The organism is Streptomyces sp. LZ34 (genome assembly GCF_053890475.1).
Window position 1 is genome coordinate 5808409 of sequence record NZ_CM132680.1, and the last position, 22138, is coordinate 5830546.

General features: G+C 68.9%; 19 protein-coding genes, 3 tRNA genes and 1 pseudogene. 4 read left to right on the plus strand and 19 right to left on the minus strand.

The annotated features are described in order from the left end of the window. Positions 1-41: 41 nt before the first annotated feature. From rpoB to ACWY4P_RS23350, 9 genes are all read right to left on the minus strand, one after another. Positions 42-3524 carry a DNA-directed RNA polymerase subunit beta gene (gene rpoB / locus ACWY4P_RS23310; RefSeq protein WP_456212478.1) on the minus strand — a complete coding sequence of 1161 codons (3483 nt, stop codon included), beginning with the start codon at positions 3522-3524 and terminating at the stop codon, positions 42-44. 587 nt (positions 3525-4111) lie between these two features. Then, entirely contained in the window at positions 4112-4498 is a 387-nt protein-coding gene (gene rplL / locus ACWY4P_RS23315; protein WP_456212479.1) for a 50S ribosomal protein L7/L12, read from the minus strand. Between the two features lie 78 nt (positions 4499-4576). Further along, positions 4577-5134 carry a 50S ribosomal protein L10 gene (gene rplJ / locus ACWY4P_RS23320; RefSeq protein WP_456212480.1) on the minus strand — a complete coding sequence of 186 codons (558 nt, stop codon included), beginning with the start codon at positions 5132-5134 and terminating at the stop codon, positions 4577-4579. Positions 5135-5417: 283 nt separating this feature from the next. Next, positions 5418-6272, minus strand: a complete 855-nt coding sequence (locus tag ACWY4P_RS23325; protein ID WP_456212481.1) for a hypothetical protein — start codon at positions 6270-6272, stop codon at positions 5418-5420. Between the two features lie 232 nt (positions 6273-6504). Next, a complete protein-coding gene (rplA, locus tag ACWY4P_RS23330) occupies positions 6505-7221 on the minus strand; it encodes a 50S ribosomal protein L1 (protein WP_456212482.1) in 717 nt (238 codons plus the stop codon). 76 nt (positions 7222-7297) lie between these two features. Then, complete coding sequence (gene rplK / locus ACWY4P_RS23335) at positions 7298-7732, minus strand: 50S ribosomal protein L11 (RefSeq protein WP_030412999.1); 435 nt, start codon at positions 7730-7732, stop codon at positions 7298-7300. Positions 7733-7892: 160 nt separating this feature from the next. Beyond that, positions 7893-8780: a transcription termination/antitermination protein NusG gene (nusG, locus tag ACWY4P_RS23340; protein ID WP_456212483.1), complete on the minus strand. Its 888-nt coding sequence runs from the start codon at positions 8778-8780 to the stop codon at positions 7893-7895. 77 nt (positions 8781-8857) lie between these two features. After that, positions 8858-9148, minus strand: a complete 291-nt coding sequence (secE, locus tag ACWY4P_RS23345) for a preprotein translocase subunit SecE (protein WP_456212484.1) — start codon at positions 9146-9148, stop codon at positions 8858-8860. A gap of 105 nt (positions 9149-9253) precedes the next feature. Then, positions 9254-9326 (minus strand) — tRNA-Trp (locus ACWY4P_RS23350). Between the two features lie 182 nt (positions 9327-9508). On the opposite strand from ACWY4P_RS23350, the gene ACWY4P_RS23355 reads away from it, so the two are divergent. Both ACWY4P_RS23355 and ACWY4P_RS23360 read left to right on the plus strand, forming a co-directional pair. Next, positions 9509-10747, plus strand: coding sequence for a pyridoxal phosphate-dependent aminotransferase (locus tag ACWY4P_RS23355; protein WP_456212485.1), 1239 nt, complete (start codon positions 9509-9511; stop codon positions 10745-10747). Positions 10748-10919: 172 nt separating this feature from the next. Next, positions 10920-11993, plus strand: a complete 1074-nt coding sequence (locus ACWY4P_RS23360) for an adenosine deaminase (RefSeq protein ID WP_456212486.1) — start codon at positions 10920-10922, stop codon at positions 11991-11993. A gap of 5 nt (positions 11994-11998) precedes the next feature. On the opposite strand, the gene ACWY4P_RS23365 is transcribed toward ACWY4P_RS23360, so the two are convergent. The 6 genes from ACWY4P_RS23365 to ACWY4P_RS23390 all read right to left on the minus strand — a co-directional run bounded on the left by ACWY4P_RS23365 (position 11999) and on the right by ACWY4P_RS23390 (position 14698). Beyond that, on the minus strand, positions 11999-13054 hold the full coding sequence (locus ACWY4P_RS23365; protein ID WP_456212487.1) for a UDP-N-acetylmuramate dehydrogenase: 1056 nt from the start codon (positions 13052-13054) through the stop codon (positions 11999-12001). A gap of 129 nt (positions 13055-13183) precedes the next feature. Then, on the minus strand, positions 13184-13618 hold the full coding sequence (locus ACWY4P_RS23370; RefSeq protein WP_456212488.1) for a MaoC family dehydratase: 435 nt from the start codon (positions 13616-13618) through the stop codon (positions 13184-13186). Next, complete coding sequence (locus ACWY4P_RS23375; protein ID WP_456212489.1) at positions 13615-14118, minus strand: FAS1-like dehydratase domain-containing protein; 504 nt, start codon at positions 14116-14118, stop codon at positions 13615-13617. The genes ACWY4P_RS23370 and ACWY4P_RS23375 overlap by 4 nt, the downstream gene beginning before the upstream one ends. Positions 14119-14248: 130 nt before the next feature. Further along, on the minus strand, positions 14249-14413 hold the full coding sequence (rpmG, locus tag ACWY4P_RS23380; RefSeq protein WP_065962933.1) for a 50S ribosomal protein L33: 165 nt from the start codon (positions 14411-14413) through the stop codon (positions 14249-14251). Positions 14414-14496: 83 nt separating this feature from the next. Further along, positions 14497-14569, minus strand: a tRNA-Met gene (locus ACWY4P_RS23385). A gap of 56 nt (positions 14570-14625) precedes the next feature. Beyond that, a tRNA-Thr gene (locus ACWY4P_RS23390) sits at positions 14626-14698 on the minus strand. Positions 14699-14919: 221 nt separating this feature from the next. On the opposite strand from ACWY4P_RS23390, the gene ACWY4P_RS23395 reads away from it, so the two are divergent. Continuing rightward, on the plus strand, positions 14920-16209 hold the full coding sequence (locus tag ACWY4P_RS23395) for an amidohydrolase family protein (RefSeq protein ID WP_456212490.1): 1290 nt from the start codon (positions 14920-14922) through the stop codon (positions 16207-16209). A 20-nt stretch (positions 16210-16229) separates the two neighbouring features. Here ACWY4P_RS23395 and ACWY4P_RS23400 read toward each other — a convergent pair whose 3' ends face one another. After that, the gene (locus tag ACWY4P_RS23400; RefSeq protein ID WP_456212491.1) at positions 16230-17435 is read right to left on the minus strand and encodes a hypothetical protein; all 1206 of its coding nucleotides are present in this window, start codon (positions 17433-17435) and stop codon (positions 16230-16232) included. A gap of 114 nt (positions 17436-17549) precedes the next feature. On the opposite strand from ACWY4P_RS23400, the gene ACWY4P_RS23405 reads away from it, so the two are divergent. Next, on the plus strand, positions 17550-18209 hold the full coding sequence (locus ACWY4P_RS23405; RefSeq protein ID WP_456212492.1) for an NAD(P)H-binding protein: 660 nt from the start codon (positions 17550-17552) through the stop codon (positions 18207-18209). A gap of 7 nt (positions 18210-18216) precedes the next feature. Here the strand turns inward: ACWY4P_RS23405 and ACWY4P_RS23410 are convergent, their stop codons facing one another. The 3 genes and pseudogenes from ACWY4P_RS23410 to ACWY4P_RS23420 form a co-directional block, all read right to left on the minus strand. Further along, positions 18217-18705, minus strand: coding sequence for a DUF3574 domain-containing protein (locus tag ACWY4P_RS23410; protein WP_456213027.1), 489 nt, complete (start codon positions 18703-18705; stop codon positions 18217-18219). A 219-nt stretch (positions 18706-18924) separates the two neighbouring features. Further along, positions 18925-19104, minus strand: a pseudogene (locus ACWY4P_RS23415) (cytochrome P450); the annotation flags it as partial. Between the two features lie 913 nt (positions 19105-20017). Further along, positions 20018-22135 (minus strand): hypothetical protein, encoded by a 2118-nt coding sequence (locus ACWY4P_RS23420; protein ID WP_456212493.1) that lies wholly within the window; start codon positions 22133-22135, stop codon positions 20018-20020. Positions 22136-22138 lie beyond the last annotated feature (3 nt).

Here is a 22138-nt window from a genome sequence, read left to right on the forward strand (position 1 = left end):
GCCGGGGCGGTCGCGGTGGACGATCGCCCCAGCCAGACCCGTCAGACCTCTTCGACGCTGCTCGGCTCGCGCCGCGACAGGTCGATACCGAGCTCCTCCGCAGCGCGGAAGACGTCCTCGTCGGTGTCGCGCATCTCGATGGACATGCCGTCGGACGACAGCACCTCCACGTTGAGGCACAGGGACTGCATCTCCTTGATGAGCACCTTGAAGGACTCAGGGATGCCGGGCTCGGGGATGTTCTCGCCCTTGACGATGGCCTCGTAGACCTTCACGCGGCCGGTGACGTCATCGGACTTGATGGTCAGCAGCTCCTGGAGGGCGTACGCGGCGCCGTAGGCCTCAAGCGCCCACACCTCCATCTCACCGAAGCGCTGGCCACCGAACTGAGCCTTACCACCCAGCGGCTGCTGGGTGATCATCGAGTACGGACCGGTGGAGCGGGCGTGCAGCTTGTCGTCCACCAGGTGGTGCAGCTTGAGGATGTACATGTAGCCGACCGAGATCGGCTCCGGGAACGGCTCGCCGGAGCGGCCGTCGAAGAGCCGGGCCTTACCGGAGGCCTGGACCAGGCGGTCGCCGTCGCGGTTCGGGATCGTGGCCTCGAAGAGACCGGCGATCTCGTCCTCGCGGGCGCCGTCGAAGACCGGGGTCGCGACATTGGTGCCCGGGGCCACCTCGTCGGCGCCGATCGTCTGCAGCCGCTGCATCCACTCCTCGGACCCTTCGACCTTCCAGCCACGGGAGGCCAGCCAGCCGAGGTGGATCTCCAGGACCTGTCCCGGGTTCATTCGGGACGGGACACCCAGCGGGTTGAGGATGATGTCGACCGGGGTGCCGTCCTCCAGGAACGGCATGTCCTCGACCGGCAGGATCTTGGAGATGACGCCCTTGTTGCCGTGGCGGCCGGCGAGCTTGTCACCATCGGTGATCTTGCGCTTCTGCGCCACGTAGACGCGGACCAGCTGGTTCACGCCCGGGGGCAGCTCGTCGCCCTCCTCGCGGTCGAAGACGCGGACGCCGATGACCTTGCCGATCTCGCCGTGCGGCACCTTCAGCGAGGTGTCGCGGACCTCACGGGCCTTCTCGCCGAAGATCGCGCGCAGCAGGCGCTCCTCCGGGGTCAGCTCGGTCTCGCCCTTCGGGGTGACCTTGCCGACCAGGATGTCTCCGGCCACGACCTCGGCGCCGATGCGGATGATGCCGCGCTCGTCGAGGTCGGCCAGGACCTCCTCGGAGACGTTCGGGATGTCCCGGGTGATCTCCTCGGGGCCGAGCTTGGTGTCACGGGCGTCGACCTCGTGCTCCTCGATGTGGATCGAGGAGAGGACGTCGTCCTGCACCAGACGCTGGCTGAGGATGATCGCGTCCTCGTAGTTGTGGCCCTCCCACGGCATGAACGCCACCAGGAGGTTCTTGCCGAGCGCCATCTCGCCGTCCTCGGTGGACGGGCCGTCGGCCAGCACCTGGCCGGCGATCACCCGCGCACCCTCGTCCACGACGACCTTCTGGTTGAAGGAGGTGCCCTGGTTGGAGCGGGAGAACTTGGCCACCCGGTAGGTGGTGTAGGTGCCGTCGTCGTTGGCCACCGTCACGTAGTCGGCGGAGACCTCCTGGACGACACCGTCCTTCTCGGCCTTGATGACGTCACCGGCGTCGACCGCGCAGCGGTACTCCATGCCGGTGCCGACCAGCGGGGACTCCGCCTTGATCAGCGGCACGGCCTGGCGCATCATGTTCGAGCCCATGAGCGCGCGGTTGGCGTCGTCGTGCTCGAGGAAGGGGATCATCGCGGTCGCGACCGACACCATCTGGCGCGGCGAGACGTCCATGTAGTCGACGTCGTCGCCCGGGATGTAGTCGACCTCGCCGCCACGGCGGCGGACCAGGACGCGGTTCTCGGCGAAGTGCAGGTCGTTCGTCAGCGGCGCGTTGGCCTGCGCGATGACGAAGCGGTCCTCTTCGTCGGCCGTGAGGTAGTCGACGTCGTCGGTGACGACACCGTCGACGACCTTGCGGTACGGGGTCTCGATGAAGCCGAACGCGTTGATCCGGCCGTACGAGGCGAGCGAGCCGATCAGACCGATGTTCGGGCCTTCGGGCGTCTCGATCGGGCACATGCGGCCGTAGTGCGACGGGTGCACGTCTCGGACCTCGAAGCCCGCCCGCTCACGGGAGAGACCACCGGGGCCGAGCGCGTTGAGACGACGCTTGTGGGTCAGACCCGACAGCGGGTTCGTCTGGTCCATGAACTGCGACAGCTGGCTGGTGCCGAAGAACTCCTTGATGGAGGCGACGACCGGCCGGATGTTGATCAGGGTCTGCGGCGTGATCGCCTCGACGTCCTGAGTCGTCATGCGCTCACGGACGACGCGCTCCATACGGGCCAGACCCGTGCGGACCTGGTTCTGGATCAGCTCGCCGACGTTGCGAATGCGGCGGTTGCCGAAGTGGTCGATGTCGTCGGTCTCGACGACCACGGACCGGCCGTTCTCCCCGACGGTCTCGGTCTCACCGGCGTGCAGCTTCACCAGGTACTTGATCGAGGCGATGACGTCCTCGACCGTCAGCACGCCCGCGTCCAGCGGAGCGGCCGAACCCAGCTTCTTGTTGACCTTGTAGCGGCCGACCTTCGCGAGGTCGTAGCGCTTCGGGTTGAAGTAGAGGTTCTCGAGCAGCGTCTGCGCGGCCTCACGCGTCGGGGGCTCGCCCGGGCGCAGCTTGCGGTAGATGTCGAGCAGCGCGTCGTCCTGGCCCTGGGTGTGGTCCTTCTCCAGGGTGGCGCGCATGGACTCGTACTCGCCGAACTCCTCCAGGATCTGCTCGGTGGTCCAGCCGAGCGCCTTCAGGAGGACGGTGACGGACTGCTTGCGCTTGCGGTCGATGCGCACACCGACCATGTCGCGCTTGTCGATCTCCATCTCCAGCCAGGCACCCCGGGAGGGGATGACCTTGACGGAGAAGATGTCCTTGTCGGAGGTCTTGTCGATGGAGGAGTCGAAGTAGACGCCCGGCGAGCGGACCAGCTGCGAGACGACGACACGCTCGGTGCCGTTGATGCAGAAGGTGCCCTTGTCGGTCATGAGCGGGAAGTCGCCCATGAAGACCGTCTGGGACTTGATCTCACCGGTCTCGTTGTTGGTGAACTCGGCCGTGACGAAGAGCGGAGCCGCGTACGTGAAGTCGCGCTCCTTGCACTCGTCGATCGAGTTCTTCGGGGGCTCGAAACGGTGATCGCGGAAGGTCAGGGACATCGACCCGGAGAAGTCCTCGATCGGGGAGATCTCCTCGAAGATCTCTTCCAGGCCGGACTTGGTGGGGACGTCCTGACCGCTGTCCAGCGCAGCCTCGACGCGAGCCTTCCAGGCGGCATTGCCGAGCAGCCAATCGAAGCTCTCGGTCTGCAGCGCAAGGAGGTTCGGAACCTCGAGAGGCTCCTTGATCTTCGCAAAGGAGATGCGCAGCGGGGCGGTGCTGGCGCCGTTGTTCGTATTGGCAGTCGAGGCGTTGCGCGAGGCGGCCAAGAGGGGGTCCTTCCGAGGGCTCGGACTCACTACGCGCGTGCCGGTCCCAACTCGAGCCGGAGAAGGAATCCCTGGTCAGAGAGATTCCCTCGGCCGTACTCTTAGGTGGGCATGCCCCTGGTGACGGGCAGGAGGCAGCTAACAGGCAGCGCAAAGGGTCAGTGTAGCCACTTGGCACACTGATGTCCAGCTCCGAGTTCCTGAGACCGGCAGCGCCAATCTCTCCCTCCGGTGAGGGGGCCCTCCCCCTCGTTGTCTTCTCGTTGTTTTCGAACGCCTGCAGCCACCCATGCGCCTCAAGCGCATATCGATACTGCCCGCTTCGCCGACGATCCATGCCTCGGACTCGGATCGGTGTGACGTCGCGTCCTGAGAATTGCGCGCTGCGTGCCGTTCGTCAAGGCCCCCCACTCCGGCGAGATCGTCACAGGGCGTGGCGACGGGCAACGAAGATCACCATACCCGCAGGGACCGACAAGGCAACGCAGCCGTCGCGGAAGCGCCGAAGGGCGACCACCCCAACGGGTGATCGCCCTCACGGAACGGAGCGGGTCAGCGGGCCCGGCAGGGCCCCTGAACCCCTCGGGTCACTTGACCTCGACGGAGGCGCCGGCGGCCTTGAGGGACTCGGCGGCCTTCTCGGCCTGCTCCTTGTTGACCTTCTCCAGGACCGGCTTCGGGGTGCCGTCGACGAGGTCCTTGGCCTCCTTCAGACCCAGCGAGGTCAGCTCACGCACGACCTTGATGACCTGGATCTTCTTCTCGCCGGCGCCGGTGAGGACGACGTCGAACTCGTCCTGCTCCTCCGGGGCCTCGGCAGCGGCGCCCGGGGCACCCGGGGCGACGGCGATGGCGGCCGGGGCGGCGGCGGTGACGTCGAACTTCTCCTCGAAGGCCTTCACGAACTCGGAGAGCTCGATGAGGGTCATCTCCTCGAACTGCGCGAGCAGGTCGTCCTGGCTGAGCTTCGCCATGATGGCGGTCCTTCCACTAAATCGGCTGGTGCCGGATGTACATGTCGGCGGGCACGGGCCCGCTGGGCAGCGGGAGAGTTACTCCGCGGCCTCGGCGGGAGCCGGCTCGCCGGCACCGCCCTGCTCTTCCTTCTTGACGCGAAGCGCCTCCGCGGTGCGGACGAACTTCGACGGGAGCGCCTGGAAGAGCGCCGCAGCCTGGGACTGCTTGCCCTTCATGGCGCCCGCCAGCTTGGCGAGCAGCACCTCGCGGGACTCGAGGTCCGCGAGCTTCTTGATCTCGTCGGCGGAGAGCGCCTTGCCGTCAAGGACGCCGCCCTTGATGACGAGAGCGGGGTTCTCCTTGGCGAAGTCACGAAGACCCTTCGCCGCCTCGACCGGGTCACCGGTCACGAAGGCGACGGCCGACGAACCCGCGAACAGGTCGTCGAGCGTGGTGATCCCGGCCTCGTTGGCCGCGATCTTGGTCAGCGTGTTCTTCACCACACGGTACTGAGTGTTCTCACCGAGCGAACGACGCAGCTCCTTGAGCTGCGCGACGGTGAGACCGGTGTAAGCGGTCACAACAGCAGCGTTGGAGTTACGGAACTTGTCCGTCATCTCCTCGACGGCCGCGACCTTGTCAGGCCTCGCCATGAGCCTCGGCCTCCTTCCGGGTGATGAGGACCGCATCGGCCGGGAAAAGGAGGCTGAACAAAACGAAACGCCCCGGCGCAGGCGCTCGGGGCGTAACTCGACCGCACGGGCTCACGGCCCGATCGGGAGTCCATCCACAATCACCTGCGCAGGTCGTCCGCAGCTAGCGGATCCCTTCGGCCACCGCGCCCCTTGCGGGAGCACAGTAGCGACCAGCGGTCTTTGGCTTCTGTGGAAGGCTACGCGAACGGGCCGCGGCCAGGCAAATCGGCTCTCGGGCAGGTCACTGCTGGGCGAGGGCGTCCTCGAAGTTCATGGTGTCCGAGGCCGGCGGCTCCTCGACCGTGACCTTGGTGCCGTAGTCCGAGTAGTAGACCGTCGAGTCGTACTTCCCGTTGTTGCTGTCGGCCTGCTCCCGCTTCTTGACCAGCAGGTTGTCACCGTCGATCCACAGGTCGATGGTCTCGGTCTCCATGCCGGAGGTCTCCAGCTGCTTCTGCAGCGCCGTGAGGTCGCTCTCGGAGAGGTCCTTGGACTGCATCTTGGCCAGCTCGGAGACCTTCACGGTGCCGGTGTAGTGGGTCGCCTTGACGCCCTTGACCGACTCCGTGCCCACGCTCTTGACCTGACCGGTGGCGATCAGCAGCTGCACAGAACGCGCCGGGTCGGTGTTCTGCATCTGGTCCTTGAGGAACTCGCCGGAGGCGCCGGCCTGCTTGGCCAGGGTGTCGTAGTCGTACTTCATCCAGTGCTTGCCGCCCGCCTGCGCCGCGAACTCGTCACCGAGGTTCATGAACATCGCGTCGGGCGTGTAGCGCGCCTCCATGGGCTTGCCGGCCAGCGGCGAGGACTGGACCGCCCCGCCCTTCTGCGTGATGGTCATGGTGGCGTGCATGCCGTCGGCCCAGTCCATCGCGCCGGACATGGTCGAGTTCTGCGTACCCATCTGCGTGGTGCCCTCGACCTTGGCCGAGTGCTGCTGGTCGGTCTGCCTGGAGGCGAGCTTCAGCGCGGCGAGCGGGCTGCCCACCGACTCGGCGGCCTTGTCGGAGCCCGACTTGCCGTTCGACTTGCCGCTGTCGTCCTTGTCGCTCCCACAGGCGGTGAGACCGGCCACCAGGACCACACCACTGAGCACCGCCGCACTCCGAGCAGCGAAACGAGTACCGCGCACAGGTCCCCCTATGTCTTTGCTTCTTATTTATCTTTTACGACTGCTGAGACTGTATATGAGGGGACGCCCAACACAATGAGCCGGGTTCCCGCCCTCCACAGGGAGGTGCGGGAACCCGGCTCACACAGGTTGAGCGCCGCCTCAGACGGCACTCAGAGCACGCTCAGCACATGTGCTCCACACGTTCGGAACGTGCTCAGACGGCCTCTTCCTCGACCAGCAGGTTGCGGGTGCGGTTGGCGTCCAGCGGGATGCCAGGGCCCATCGTGGTGGTCAGGGTCGCCTTCTTGATGTAGCGGCCCTTGGCGGCGGACGGCTTGAGACGGTTGATCTCCTCGAGCGCCGCGGCGTAGTTCTCCACCAGCTTGGTCTCGTCGAAGGAGACCTTGCCGATGATGAAGTGCAGGTTCGAGTGCTTGTCGACGCGGAACTCGATCTTGCCGCCCTTGATGTCGGTGACGGCCTTGGCCACGTCAGGGGTGACGGTGCCGGTCTTCGGGTTCGGCATCAGACCACGCGGACCGAGCACCCGGCCCAGGCGGCCGACCTTGCCCATCAGGTCCGGGGTGGCGACGACGGCGTCGAAGTCCAGCCGGCCCTTGGACACCTCGTCGATGAGCTCGTCGGAGCCGACGATGTCGGCGCCGGCGGCCTCCGCGGCCGCAGCACGGTCACCGGTCGCGAAGACCAGGACCCGGGCGGTCTTGCCGGTGCCGTGCGGAAGGTTCACGGTGCCGCGGACCATCTGGTCGGCCTTGCGCGGGTCGACACCCAGGCGCATGGCGACCTCGACGGTGGCGTCGAACTTGGACGTGGAGGTGCCCTTCGCGAGCCGGACCGCCTCGAGCGGGGCGTACACGCGCTCCCGGTCGATCTTGGCGTCCGCGCTGCGGAAAGTCTTGCTGCGCTTCACTGCTGCTCCTGATGGATTCGTACGGAGTCGTGGTCCGGACCGCGCATGGCCCTGCCACGGTGGTGCGACGGGGGTGTCAGCCCTCGACCGTGATGCCCATGGAGCGGGCGGTGCCGGCGATGATCTTCTCGGCGGCGTCCAGGTCGTTGGCGTTCAGGTCGGGCATCTTGGTGGTGGCGATGTCGCGGACCTGGTCGCGGGTGATCTTGGCGACCTTGGTCTTGTGCGGCTCGCCTGAGCCCTTCTCCACACCCGCGGCCTTGAGGATCAGCTTGGCGGCCGGCGGAGTCTTGGTGACGAAGGTGAAGGAACGGTCCTCGTAGACCGTGATCTCCACCGGCACGACCATGCCACGCTGCGACTCGGTCGCGGCGTTGTAGGCCTTGCAGAACTCCATGATGTTGACGCCGTGCTGACCCAGCGCGGGGCCGACCGGCGGGGCCGGGTTCGCGGCGCCGGCCTGGATCTGGAGCTTGATCAGCCCCGTGACCTTCTTCTTCTTGGGAGGCATGCTCTCTCCGGGTCCTAGTGAGAGGTGGTTCGCCTCCGAACCGGATCGTCCGGATGGAGGCATACCGCACAACGATAACGGGTATACCTGTGCGGCCTAAAACCGAGCAGGTCAGACCGGCCGCGAAGCCCGTCTGACCTGATCGGAAATTTGCGTATGGTCAGTTCTTCTGGATCTGGTCGAAGCTCAGCTCAACCGGGGTCTCCCGGCCGAAGATCTCCACCAGGCCCTTGACCTTCTTCGAGTCGGCGTTGATCTCGTTGATCGTCGCCTGAAGCGTCGCGAAGGGGCCGTCGGTGACCGTGACCGAGTCGCCCACCTCGAAGTCCAGCACCTGGACCTCGACCTTGCGGCTCGGCGCCGGCAGGCCCGCCTCCTCGGCGGCGGCCTTGGCGGCCTTCTCCTCGGCCTCCGGGGCGAGCATCTTGACGATCTCGTCCAGGGTCAGCGGGTACGGGTCGTACGCGTTGCCCACGAAGCCGGTGACGCCCGGGGTGTTGCGGACCACGCCCCAGGACTCGTTCGTCAGGTCCATGCGCACCAGCACATAGCCGGGGAGCTTGTTCTGGCGCACGGTGCGGCGGTCGCCGTTCTTGATCTGGACGACCTCTTCCTGCGGCACCTCGGCCTGGAAGATGTAGTCCTCGACGTTCAGCGACACGGCGCGCTGCTCGAGGTTGGTCTTCACGCGGTTCTCGTACCCCGCGTAGGTGTGGATGACGTACCACTCGCCGGGGAGGGTACGCAGCTCCTCACGCAGGGCCTCGACCGGGTCGACCGCGGCCTCTTCTTCAGCCTCTTCGGCCTCGTCGGCCTCTTCTTCTTCAGCCTCTTCTGCGTCGGCCTCTTCTGCGTCGGCCTCGGCGGCATCCTCGGCCCCCAGGACAGCGGTCTCGTCCTCGACGCGGACCGCGACCTTCTCGGCCGGCTCTCCCGCCTCAGCCTCCGCAGCCTCGGCCTCGTCCTCATCGGCAGCCTCGATGATGTCGAGCTCGTCCTCAACGGACTCGACGGCCTCGGCGGCCTCGTTCAGGTTCGGGTCAGACACGGTGGCTGCTTCTTCCTGGCTTCAAGAGGGGTGGAACGTACGAAGGGGCAACTTGCGACAGCGCCACCCTTCGGGGATCAGCCAAAGACGTACTTGATGGCTTGGTTAAAACCATAGTCAATCACGGTAACAATGCCGATCATGATGAGCACAAAGACGATCACCACACTGGTGTACGTCGACAGCTGGCCACGCGAGGGCCACACGACCTTGCGCAGCTCAGCGACGATCTGGCGGTAGAAGAGCGCGAGCCTGCCGAAGGGCCCCTTCTTGGCGCGCTTGCCACCACGGCGGCCCTTCTTGGCCGTCACCTCGTCTTCGGGACGATCGCTTTCAGGTGTCGCGGTGGAGCCAAGGGCTTCCGTCACTACGTCCTCACCTGAATCCGGGTCGTGGCCGTGCCGCGTCCGGCTCGGCCGCACAGCGGTGCATTCCTAGTACGCGCGCACGCACCCTGATAAACGTGCGTGTAGCAGGGCCGGAGGGACTTGAACCCCCAACCGCTGGTTTTGGAGACCAGTGCTCTACCAATTGAGCTACGACCCTTTGCGGCTCCACCCAACCTACCGCATCCACCCGGCTCCATGGAGTGTGCGAGGCGAAACGGCTGTTGAGCGGCCAACGACGGTTGAGTGTACGTGGTTGAGGGCCGGGCGTCGAACGAGAAGCGCCCATGCCGCCCGCAAACCCGCGTGCCGCGGCATTCCGCGGTCTGGGACGATGCACATATGACCGCTGCTACTCCTCCTGCACAGTCCCCGACAGAGCGCCGCGTCTCCGCCCGTATCGGAGCCATTTCCGAGTCCGCCACGCTTGCCGTCGACGCCAAGGCCAAGGCCCTCAAGGCCGCCGGGCGTCCGGTGATCGGCTTCGGCGCGGGGGAGCCCGACTTCCCCACGCCCGACTACATCGTCGAGGCCGCCGTGGAGGCCTGCCGCAACCCGAAGTACCACCGCTACACCCCGGCCGGCGGGCTGCCCGAGCTCAAGGCCGCCATCGCCGCGAAGACGCTGCGCGACAGCGGCTACGAGGTCGAGGCGGCGCAGGTCCTGGTGACCAACGGCGGCAAGCAGGCCATTTACGAGGCGTTCGCGGCGATCCTGGACCCGGGCGACGAGGTCATCGTCCCCGCCCCGTACTGGACCACCTACCCCGAGTCGATCCAGCTCGCGGGCGGCGTCCCGGTCGAGGTCGTCGCCGACGAGACCACCGGCTACCGGGTCTCCGTGGAGCAGCTGGAGGCGGCCCGCACCGAGCGCACCAAGGTGGTGCTCTTCGTCTCCCCGTCCAACCCCACCGGCGCCGTCTACCCGCGCGAGCAGGTCGAGGCGATCGGGCGCTGGGCGGCCGAGCACGGGCTGTGGGTGCTCACCGACGAGATCTACGAGCACCTGGTGTACGGCGACGCGGAATTCCACTCGCTGCCGGTGGTGGTCCCCGAGCTGCGGGACAAGTGCATCGTGGTCAACGGCGTGGCGAAGACGTACGCCATGACCGGCTGGCGCGTGGGCTGGGTCATCGGCCCCAAGGACGTCGTCAAGGCCGCGACCAACCTCCAGTCGCACGCCACGTCCAACGTGAGCAATGTCGCACAGGCCGCCGCCCTGGCCGCCGTCGCGGGCGACCTCGACGCCGTGGCCACGATGCGCGAGGCCTTCGACCGCCGCCGCCGCACGATCGTGCGGATGCTGAACGAGATCGACGGCGTGGAGTGCCCCGAGCCCGAGGGCGCCTTCTACGCCTACCCGTCGGTGAAGGGCCTGATCGGCAAGGAGATCCGCGGCAAGCGGCCGCAGAGCTCCGTGGAGCTGGCCGAGCTGATCCTGGAGGAGGTCGAGGTCGCGGTCGTCCCGGGCGAGGCCTTCGGCACGCCGGGCTATCTGCGGCTCTCGTACGCGCTGGGCGACGAGGACCTGGTCGAGGGCATCTCCCGGCTGCAGAAGCTGCTGGGCGAGGCGCGCGCCTGATTTCGCGCCCTCTCCCATCGGACGCGGGCGCTCGGCGGTGGCCGGGCGCCCGCGGCCTTTATGTCTGCGGCCCCTCGCGCCCGTGTCCCCTTACGCCCGCATTCATGTGCGGGCAAGCCCCCGTTCGGCGAAAGCGGTACCGGCGTGCCCCGGGCTGGGGCAGTATCGCCAGATGGCACGTGACGTACATCTGCTCCCCAAAGCGCATCTGCACCTCCACTTCACCGGCTCGATGCGCCCCGCCACGCTGCTCGAGCTCGCCGACAAGTACGGCGTCCACCTCCCGGAGGCGCTCAACGGCGGCGAGCCCCCCAGGCTGCGGGCCACCGACGAGCGCGGCTGGTTCCGCTTCCAGCGGCTGTACGACATCGCGCGGTCCTGTCTGCGCGAGCCCGAGGACATCCGGCGGCTGGTGCGCGAGGCCGCCGAGGAGGACGTACGGGACGGCGCAGGGTGGCTGGAGATCCAGGTCGACCCCACCTCGTACGCGCCGCGGCTGGGCGGCCTGATCCCCGCGCTGGAGATCATCCTGGACGCCGTGGAGACCGCCTCCCGGGACACCGGGCTCGGGATGCGGGTGCTGGTCGCCGCCAACCGCATGAAGCACCCCCTGGAGGCGCGCACGCTGGCCCGGCTGGCGGTCCGCTTCGCCGACCGGGGCGTCATCGGCTTCGGCCTGTCCAACGACGAGCGGCGCGGCCTGGCCCGGGACTTCGACCGGGCCTTCGCCATCGCCCGGGACGGCGGCCTGCTGGCGGCGCCGCACGGCGGCGAGCTGTCGGGCCCGAGCAGCGTCCGCGACTGCCTGGACGACCTCGGCGCGCAGCGGGTGGGCCACGGCGTGCGGGCCGCCGAGGACCCCCGGCTGCTGCGTCGGCTCGCCGACCGGGGCGTGACCTGCGAGGTGTGCCCGTCCTCGAATGTGGCCCTGGGGGTGTACGAGAAGCCGGAGGACGTGCCGCTGCGCACGCTGTACGAGGCCGGCGTGCCGATGGCGCTGGGCGCCGACGACCCGCTGCTGTTCGGGTCGCGGCTGGCGGCCCAGTACGAGCTGGCGCGCGAGCACCACGGCTTCACGGACCCCGAGCTGGCCGAGCTGGCCCGGCAGTCCGTCCGCGGCTCGGCGGCCCCGAAGGACGTGGCCGCTCGGCTGCTCGCCGACATCGACGCGTGGCTGGCCGCCGAGCAGACGCCCGGCCCGGCCTCCTCAGCCTCTGACGCCGACTCCGCCGCCGTCCGAGGCTGACGCCGTCAGAGGCTGACGCCGACCGTCACGGGCTCGTTGACGAGCGTGATGCCGAACGCGGTCTCGACCCCGGCGACGACCTCGCGGGCGAGCGCGAGCAGGTCCTCGGTCGTGGCGTCCCCCCGGTTGGTCAGGGCGAGGGTGTGCTTGGTGGAGATGCGGGCCGGGCCGGTGCCGTAGCCCTTGGTGAAGCCCGCCCTGTCGATCAGCCATGCGGCGGAGGTCTTGATCCGCCCCTCCCCCGCCGGGTAGCCGGGCGGGGTGACGTCGGGGCCCAGGCGCTCGGCGACGCGGACCAGGAAGGCGGCGTGGGCGTCCTCGGTCAGCACCGGGTTGGTGAAGAAGGAGCCCGCGGACCAGGTGTCGTGGTCCTGCGGGTCGAGGACCATCCCCTTGCCCGCCCGGAGCTTCAGGACCGTGTCGCGGGCGGTGGCGACGGGCACCCGCTCGCCCACCCCCACGCCGAGGGTGCGGGCGGTCTCCGCGTACTTGACCGGCGCGGACAGGCCGCCCGCGTCCTCCAGCGCGAAGCGCACCCGCAGCACCACATAGCGCTGCGGGTCGGCCTTGAAGCGGCTGTGGCGGTAGGCGAAGCCGCAGTCGGCGTTCGGCATGGTCACGACGGTCTCGGCGCGCCGGTCGTAGGCGACGACCTCGGTGATCGTGGCCGAGACCTCCTGGCCGTACGCGCCCACGTTCTGGATCGGGGTCGCACCCGCAGAACCGGGGATTCCGGCCAGGCATTCGATCCCGGCGAGACCGGCCCGGACCGTGCGGGCCACGGCGTCCGACCAGTTCTCGCCCGCGGCCAGCTCCAGCCGGCTGCCGTCGAGGACGAAGCCGCTGGTCGCGATGCGCAGGGCGGTGCCGTCGAAGCCCTTGTCGGCGATGACCAGATTGCTGCCGCCGCCTATGACCAGAAGCGGGGTCCCGGCCGTGTCGGCCTCCCGGACCGCCGCGATCACCTCGTCGTCGGTGGTGGCCGTGAGCAGCCGGCCCGCCGGGCCGCCGAGGCGGAAGGTGGTGAAGGGGGCCAGGGGCGCGTCGTGGAGTTCCTGCACGCGCTCAAGGGTACGGGGGCGCCCCGACGGGGCCTGGCCTGGCCTGGCCCGTGGGCCTCTCGTGCTCCTCAGGGCCTCAGGGGGCGCCTCTCGTACTCCTCGCGCCTCGCGGCCTCGGGGCCTCCGGCCTCAGGCGAGGCGGACGACGGCGCGGGCCCGGCCCAGCACCTTCAGCCCCGCGCTGGTCGCCATGACGTCGACGCGGACCGTACGGGCCTCGTCGTCCAGCTTGGCGGCGACCTTGGCGGTCACCTCGACGGCCGAGCCCTTCTCGTCGTTCGGCACGACGACCGGCTTGGTGAAACGCACCCCGTACTCCACGACGGCCGCCGGGTCCCCGGCCCAGTCGGTCACCACGCGGCCCGCCTCGGCCATGGTGAACATGCCGTGCGCGATGACGTCGGGGAGGCCGACCTCCTTGGCGAACTTCTCGTTCCAGTGGATCGGGTTGAAGTCCCCCGACGCGCCCGCGTACCGGACGAGGTCGGCGCGGGTCACGGGGAATTCCTGGGCGGGCAGCTCGGTGCCGACCTCGACGTCGTCGTACGAGACCTTGGCTGTCATCTGTCTTCCTTCGCTGCCTGGGCGTCCTGGGCCGCCGCCGGGGTGTCCTGGACCTCGACGGCGCGGGCCACGAGGGTCGTGTAGGCGGTCACCACGTGCTCCCCGGCCTCGTCGTGCACCTCACCGCGGACGGACAGGACGTCATTGCCGGCCAGCGACTTGATCGAGTCGATCGTCGAGGTGACCGTGAGGCGGTCGCCCGCGTGCACCGGGCGGGTGTAGACGAACCTCTGGTCGCCGTGCACCACCCGGCTGTAGTCCAGGCCCAGCTGCGGGTCCTCGATCACCTGCTGCCCGGCGGCCTTGAAGGTGAGCGCGAAAACGAAGGTCGGCGGGGCGATCACATCGGGGTGGTCGAATGCCTTGGCCGTCTCCGGATCGAAGTACACCGGATTGGCGTCGCCGATCGCCTCGGCGAATTCGCGGATCTTCTCCCGGCCGACCTCGTAGGGCGCGGTGGGCGGGTAGGACCGCCCGACGAACGACTGGTCGAGCGCCATCGACTCGGCACCTCCTGCGGTTGATGTTGCTCAAGATCTTGTTATGGAACGAAACAAGGCCGCCCCCGCATGTGGGGGGCGACCTTGAATGCGGTCTGTCCGATCTACCGATCTATCTGATCGTTAGCGTTTATCGCGTCTCGCGGTGCGCGGTGTGCGCGTTGCAACGCGGGCAGTGCTTCTTGAGCTCAAGACGATCCGGGTCGTTACGCCGGTTCTTCTTGGTGATGTAGTTCCGCTCCTTGCACTCCACGCAGGCCAGCGTGATCTTCGGGCGGACGTCGGTGGCAGCCACGTGAGTGCTCCTTGACGAACGGATGGATGAACGCAGAAATAGTAGCCGATCGAAGGACCGACCCCACAATCGGCTACGGTGAGTAGCGGTGACCGGACTTGAACCGGTGACACAGCGATTATGAGCCGCTTGCTCTACCGACTGAGCTACACCGCTGCGATGCGCTTGATCCCCCACCCGACCTGAGCCGAGCGGGACACCTCACACATCAGAGCCCCAATACGGAATCGAACCGTAGACCTTCTCCTTACCATGGAGACGCTCTGCCGACTGAGCTATTGGGGCGAGCGATGAAGACATTACACGCTCGGGCGCCGAAGGTGAAATCCGTATCGGGTGCGCCGACCGCCCGCTCGGGGTCCCCTCGGGCACCACACCGGTAAGACTATTCGGCTCCTCCCGGAAGCCGCCCGCGGCGCGCCCTAGGCTCGGGCTCGGATCACGCTGAGCGATCTTGAGCCCAGGACATCCACAGGACATCCATCCACAGGACATCCAGGAGCGCGATGCCCGACAGCCATCCGCAGCAGCAGCCGCCCGCCCACGACGGCGCGGCGCCCGAGGACGCCCCCGCGCTGGTGCTCGGCGGCGTCCGGCTCGCCGACGGCCGCACCGTGGACGTACGGGTCTGCGGCGGGCGCATCGAGGCGGTCGGCACGGCGGGCAGCCTGGTCCCCGGCACCCGCCTCGACCTCGACGGCTATCTGCTGCTCCCCGCCCCCGCCGAGCCGCACGCCCACTGCGACACGGCCCTCACCGCCGACACCGTCGGACCCGTCTCGTACGCGCCCGAGGACGTCCAGCGCCGCACCACCGAGGCCGCCCTGCTGCACCTCGGCCATGGGGCGACCGCGCTGCGCACGCATGTGCCCATCGGCGGGGTGCACGGGTTGCGGTCCCTGGAGGCCGTCCTGCGGGCCCGGGAGGCGCTGCGCGGGCTCACCGACCTGTCCTCCGTGGCGGTGCCCCGGGTGCTGACCGGCGCGGCCGGGGCGGACGGCCTGGCGATGCTGCGGGACGCCGTGAAGATGGGCGCCGGGGTCATCGGCGGCTGCCCCGACCTCGACCCCGACCCCACCGGCCATGTCGAGGCCGTCCTCGACATCGCCGCCCGCCACGGCTGCGCCGTCGACCTGCACACGGACGGTGACGACCCGGCCCGTCTCGCCCGGCTCGCCGCGATGGCCGGCGGGCTGCGGCCGGGCGTCACGATCGGCCCCTGCGGGGGGCTGGCGCGGCTGCCGCGCGATGTGGTGGCGCGGGTCGCGGACCGGCTCGCGGCGGCGGGCGTCACGGTCGTATGCCTGCCCCAGGGCGACTGCGCCGGGCTGGAGGACCGGCGCAGTCGAGAGGCGTACGCCCCGGGCTGCGCGCCGGTGCGGCTGCTGCGCTCGGCCGGCGTCCGGGTGGCCGCGGGCAGCGGGGCGCTCCGGGACGCCGCCAACCCGGTCGGGCGGGGCGACCCGCTGGAGGCCGCCTTCCTGCTGGCCTCGCGGGGCGAGGCGGAGCCCGAGGAGGCGTACGAGGCGGTCTGCGGGCGCGCCCGGGCCGCGCTGGGGCTGCCCGAGGTGCGCGTGGAGGCCGGATTCCCGGCGGAGCTGCTCGCGGTGCGCGGGGACGGCCTGCCGGGCGTGCTCTCGCTCGCGTACAGCCGGGTGGTGGTCCACCAGGGGCGCATGGTGGCGCGTACGAGCGCGGTGCGGGAGTACTGCGCCTCGGCGGCCGTGGCGGCGCTGGACCTGCCACGGCAGGCGCGGGCGGACCACAGCGGCCGCCCGCAGCCGCCGCCGGACTGAGACGGGCGTGTCGGGCGGGGTCAGCGGTTCCGGGCGTCCGCCTTGTCCAGGTCGCCGAGGTCGATGGTCAGCCCGTCGATACCGTCGATGTCCCCGGGACCCTGCACATCGCCGTCCACGATGAAGCGGTCCCCGGAGATGGCGTCGGCGGCTTCGTCACCCCCGGCGCCGTCGATGTCGCCCAGCATCATCGCGCCGGCCGCCTCCATCAGGTCCGTGATGTCGAGCTCGGTGGCGCCGGACGGGGCGGCGATCTTCCCGGCCTCGCCGAACGTCAGCTTGAGCGGCAGCCTCTCCCCCTTCTTCAGCCCCTCCGCGAGCGGACCGAGATCCGCGCTGGCCCCGGCGAGCGCGCCGTTCCTGATGGCGAAGTCGACCGCGATCTTCTTGTTCGGCACGTCCTTGAAGTCCTTGGCGGTCGGCAGGTCCTCGCCGCCCGGGATCTCGTCGGTGAACGGCCGCAGCTCGTTGAAGACCCCGGTCAGCAGGGTCCGTACGGGCCCGGTGGCCACCACGTGGTCCGCCCCGTCACGGCGGCCCTCGTCCTTCAGGGTGACCTCGCGTGCGAAGAGCTTCTTGAGCGACTTGGTGATCTTCCGGCTGGTCTCGGGTGAGACCTCGGACCCGTCGGCCCCCTTCTTCCCGTCCCCCGGGCCGGACTCGTCGCGGGCCTTCTCCATCTCGGCGATGTCGACCTTGACCCACCCGCCGTCGAAGAGCTTCCGCACCACCTTGCCGCCCGGCATGTCCTCGGGCAGCTCGTCGGCGGACGGTATGGGCTCGCCGCTCAGCTCGCCGAACGCCCGCATGTCCACCCGCATGTACGCCGTCTCGCCCATGACGCGGTACTCGAGGAGGTCGCCGTCGGGCCCACTGAGCTTCACCCGGGTGCCGACGAGGTCCTTGTCCTCGGCCTTCGCCAGCGGCTTCTTGGACTGCACGGCCACACTGACCTTCATCCCGGCCAGCGCCTCGGCCTCCTCGCGCGTCATCGGCTCCGCCGCGCTGTCGCTCTTGGAGAGGGCGATGAGCTGCTCGGGCGTCGCGTCGAGGTCCATCTCCACCGACAGGGACCGGCGCTCGCCGAGCTTGTCGGCCGCGTTCTCCAGCTTCTTCCCCGCCGAGACGTTCTCGATGGCACCGCACGCGGCGACGCCGGTGACGAGTGCGGTGGTGCAGCCGACCGCGACCAGGGACTTGGCCAGGGGCTTGCGAATGGCGGTCATGGCGGTAATCGGGACTCCTCCGGTCTGCAGATCAGACAGATCAGACAGATCATCTGACCTCCTGCGTAAGACTCCCGAGTGCCAGGAAGGGTTGCGCCGCGTACGGTCGGGATCATGCGCATTGTCATCGCTGGAGGACACGGTCAGATCGCGCTGCGGCTGGAGCGGCTCCTCGCCCGGCGCGGCGACGAGGTCGCGGGCATCATCCGCCGCCCCGAGCAGGCGGGCGACCTGCTGGCGGCCGGGGCCGAACCGGTCGTCCGCGACCTGGAACAGGCGTCGGTGGACGATGTCGCCCAGCACCTGGAGGCCGCCGACGCGGCGGTCTTCGCGGCCGGCGCGGGCCCCGGCAGCGGCGCCGCCCGCAAGGAGACGGTGGACCACGCCGCCGCCGTACTCCTCGCCGACGCGGCCGAGCGGGCCGGCGTACGGCGGTTCCTCGTCGTCTCCTCCATGGGCGCCGACAGCGAGATCCCCGAGGACACCGACCCGGTCTTCGCCGCCTATCTGCGCGCCAAGGCCGAGGCGGACGCCGCCGTACGGGCCCGCCTGGCCCTCGACTGGACCATCCTGCGCCCGGGCCGGCTGACCGACGACCCGGGCACCGGCCGGGTCGCCCTGGCCGAGCACGTCGAGTACGGCTCGGTGACCCGCGACGACGTGGCGGCCGTCCTGCTCGCGCTCCTGGACGAGCCCCGGACGACGGGCCGCACGCTGGAGCTGGTGAACGGCGCGACGCCGATCGCCGAAGCGGTGAGGGCGTCGGCCGGGTAGGTGTTCGTCAGAAGTCCACCCGGGTGGCCTCATCCGCCCGGGCCACGGACTCCTGTGCGTACCGCCGCTCATAGGCGTCCCGGATCCGCTCGATCTGCGGGTCGTGCGCCCGCGCCTCGGACACCGGATACAGCAGGATCAGCTCGTACGACCGCTCCCGCTCGATCGTCCCGTTCTGGTCCCGCCACTGCCCCCGCCCGTCCTGGATCGTCAGCCCCGACGGGAAGCTCGGCGTGACCTCCTCGTCGACGAAGGCCATGAACTGCTTGTCGGTCACGGGCGGCCCGCCGTCGGGCCGCTGCGTCCCGAAGAACAGCCGGGTCTCGACATACGGCTTGCCCCGGCTGACGGCGGAGGCCGGGACCTGGGACGTGGCGGACGCGGCGGACGCGGGCTCGTCGTCGAGCGCGGCGTACGCGGCGACGGGCGTGGCCGCGGCGAGAGCGAAGGCCACCCCGACGGCGGCGAGCCGCACACGCGGCTTCAAGGTCGGCATCTCCCGATGATCCCGCCGCCGCGCACCCGCCGACAGACCGCCTCCCGGCGCCTCAGAGCCGTACGGGCAGCCGCAGCAGGTGAACCCGTCCGCCGGCCAGTGCCCGAATGCCAGTTCGTCCCGGCCGACCGCGAGCGCGGCGCCCGGCCGCCGGATGAACACCTGGCCGAAGACCACCGAGGCGACGAGGCGGCCGAGGGCCGCGCCCAGGCAGTAGTGGGCGCCGTGGCCGAAGGCGAGACGGCCGTCGCCGCGGCCGAACTCCCGGGTGATGTCGAGCCGTTCGGGAGCCTCCCCGCACTCCCGCGGGTCGTGGTTGGCGGCGAGCAGGGCCACGGTCACAGGCTCGCCCTTCTTCAGCGCGGTCCCGCCGAACTCGAAGTCCTCGGTGGCGTACATCCAGGCGCCGATCCGTACGAGGGTGACGTAACGGAGCACGATGCCCACGGGCCCGTCGGTGAGGTCATGCCGCAGAGCTTGCGGGCGACGGCCTTCACCGCGGTTTCAGGGCGGCTTCACGGCTTGTGCGCAACAAAATCCCTCCCCCGAAGGTAGGGGCGCATTCCCTGCCCTCGGGGGAGGTGCGCGGCCCATGACCAGCGCACAGTGGAAGTGAGGGAAGGATGGAGATATGAGCCTGCACTCATGGCGCTTTACCTCGCGTCGGTCCACACTCATTATCGGCATCTTCTTCGCGGTGGTCGCCTTGGTCACTTTCGCGATCTTCTTCTATGCCTCAGGCGCAAATTCCACGCCTGGGTCGACCACTCCACAGGAATCAAATTCCTCAACCAAGTCGCCCGCTCCATCCAAAACCAAATATAAATCCAAATCCAAATCCCCCAAACACCGGTCCCATTCGGCCACTCCTCCTGAGGCGCAGCAGCCTACGCCGGAGGAGGTCCCGTCCGATCAGCCATCAGACCAACCACCGCCCGCGCAGCCCCCGCCCCAACCGCCGCCGCAAGACACCGGTCAGCCCCAGCCGGATCCGAACCAGCAACAGCCCCAGCCGGACCCGAACCAGTCCCAGCCCCAGCCGGATCCGAACCAGTCCCAGCCCCAACCGGACCCGAACCAGTCCCAGCCCCAACCGGACCCGAACCAGTCCCAACCCCAGCCAGACCCCAACCAGTCCCAGCCCCAGCCGGACCCCAACCAGTCCCAGCCCCAGCCGGACCCCAACCAGTCCCAGCAACAGCCGCAGCAACAGCCCCCGCCCCAGCAGCCCCCGCCTCAGCCGCCACCCCAACAGCCGCCGCCCCAGCCGCCGCAGCAGCCGACCGCGCCTTGACGAGACGCGAACGGGGGATCAGGAGCCGGGTTCCCCCGGACAGGATTCCGCAAGCCAGTCCTGAAATTCCCGGTGGCGGAATTGATAGGCATTTCCCGACATCCTGAGCAGGCCCGCCTCGTAGGACCAGGCAAGGAACGCGTTGAGGCGGAAAGGCATGACCCGACGAGCAAACAGAAGAAATAGACAATACCGCCAGAGCGCGCTGGTCGACACAATCCCCAGCGCGGTTGAGAGCCAGAGCGTGACGCCGACCAGGAGTCCGGACGCAACTCCATGAGCAAGCCCGAAAATCAGCCCGAAGATCAGCCCTGCGCACATCCCCAGGGGCAGGCTGACCACAGCCCTATACAGCAGATCCGACCGCAGCACGGCGGCTGGGCTCATGGTGGTGATCGGCGCCGCTTCAAGAGTTCCCGTGATCATCGCGGCGAGCACAACAAGCATGATCGCAATCATCACCGCGGTCGCTGAGGCAAGGCCGGACGTGAAGCCCCAGACGAGAAGATCGGCGACCCAAAGCGCAAGGAGGCCGAAGAGCACCTGGAGAACGAACGCCATGAGCCGTCTTTCTTGTTGAACCCGCAAAGCCCGCCAATTCAGGCGATGCGGCGTGTGACTGCTCCCGGCAAGGGCAATCAAAAGTATTGACCAGAATATTCCAAAAAGCCACAGAAAGCTCGATACCGAAAATTCCACGAACACCGGCACTGCGGCAAGCAAGAAGCACACCGCCAGGTCACACGAAACGAGACGCGACTCTCCAACGATGGGCCATAGCTGGTGAAGGTGGATGTCGGTACGCGGCTCGGCCAGTGGCTCGGGTTCCGGTGTGTCCTGTCCCGGCATTGAGTATTGAAGCGATCGGGCAATGCGGGCGAGCCAGCGACGCGTGTCGTCGGGCGTGTAGCCCCGCCTCGGCGGGTGGAGATCGAGCGTGGCGGGAATGAGGAGGGCGAGCAGATGCTCGTCGACCTCTTGAGGCGTCTGATGGGCAAGGAGTTCGCCAGGATCGCCGGTGCGGCTGTAGACAGTGGCGGTCAGTGACAGGCGCCACGGCGTGGACAGCGTTCGGGCCAGTGTGTCGGCCGAATGGGTACGCAAGTGCTCCAATAGTCGCTGCCAGCGGGCAGTGCCACCGGAGCGGGCCTCCAGATAGCGCAGGGCCTCGCCAGGGGCGACGGGGTCGATCCGGATGTGGGCGGCATCTCGCAATTGGTCGTCGTCGAGCAAAGCCTCGTAGTGAGTGGTGCGGCACGTGAGCACGAGAGCTCCCGCTGCCCGCCCATGGCCATATGCGTTCAGCTCATTCAGGGCAGCGCGGGCGCGTGGCGCGCGTGGGTCGGGCAGGGGGCGGCCGTCGGCATCGAGGACGGGCCGGCCGTCATCGTCGTCGAGTCCGGGATCCATCTCGTCCAAGCCGTCCAGAAACGGCAGCACCAAGCCGTGCTCCACCAGCTGCGTCGCGCGCTCCAGTGGCCAGTCCAAGACGTTCACCAAGTGGCTGATCAGGAAGTCGTCCAGCGGTACGGCGGTGTCCCAGGCGGCCAAGGACATCCGTACCGGCACCGGGTCGGTCTCGCCGCGGTGTTCGATCAGATCCAGCAGGAGTTCCAGAGCGAGGACCGTCTTGCCGGCGCCCGGCGCCCCCGTGACAACGAGACGTGCCGGGACGGTGGCCCGGTAGTAGGCGGCGATGTCCGCCACCTCCGTCTGACGGCCGTCGTCGAACAGCCGACCGTGCGGACCAGGGGTCTGCGAGCCGTGCGTGCGCTGAGCTTGCAGGCTGTAACGCAAGTTGATGCGTTTCCGGTCGCCGCCGACCAAACGCCGCCACTGTTCGGCCTCGGCTCGCTCCACCTGCCGAGCCAGGGTGGCCGCCGCGGACAGCGCTTGGGCCGCTGAATCGGCGGGCTGCCCCAGGGCCGCGCGTGCCAGTCGTAACCCCGCGACGGCCACGACGAGCCCGACCACAGCCACAGCCAACCCCACCAAGGACGCGGCGTCCACCGCGTCCTGGCCCCGATGAAGCTGGAGAGCCACCCATGCTCCGGACGCTGCCGTCAGCAGCGCGCCGACCACCCACAGCCCCGCGCGTAAGCGGCGCTCCTGACGTCCCCCGGGCCGCAGAACCATGCC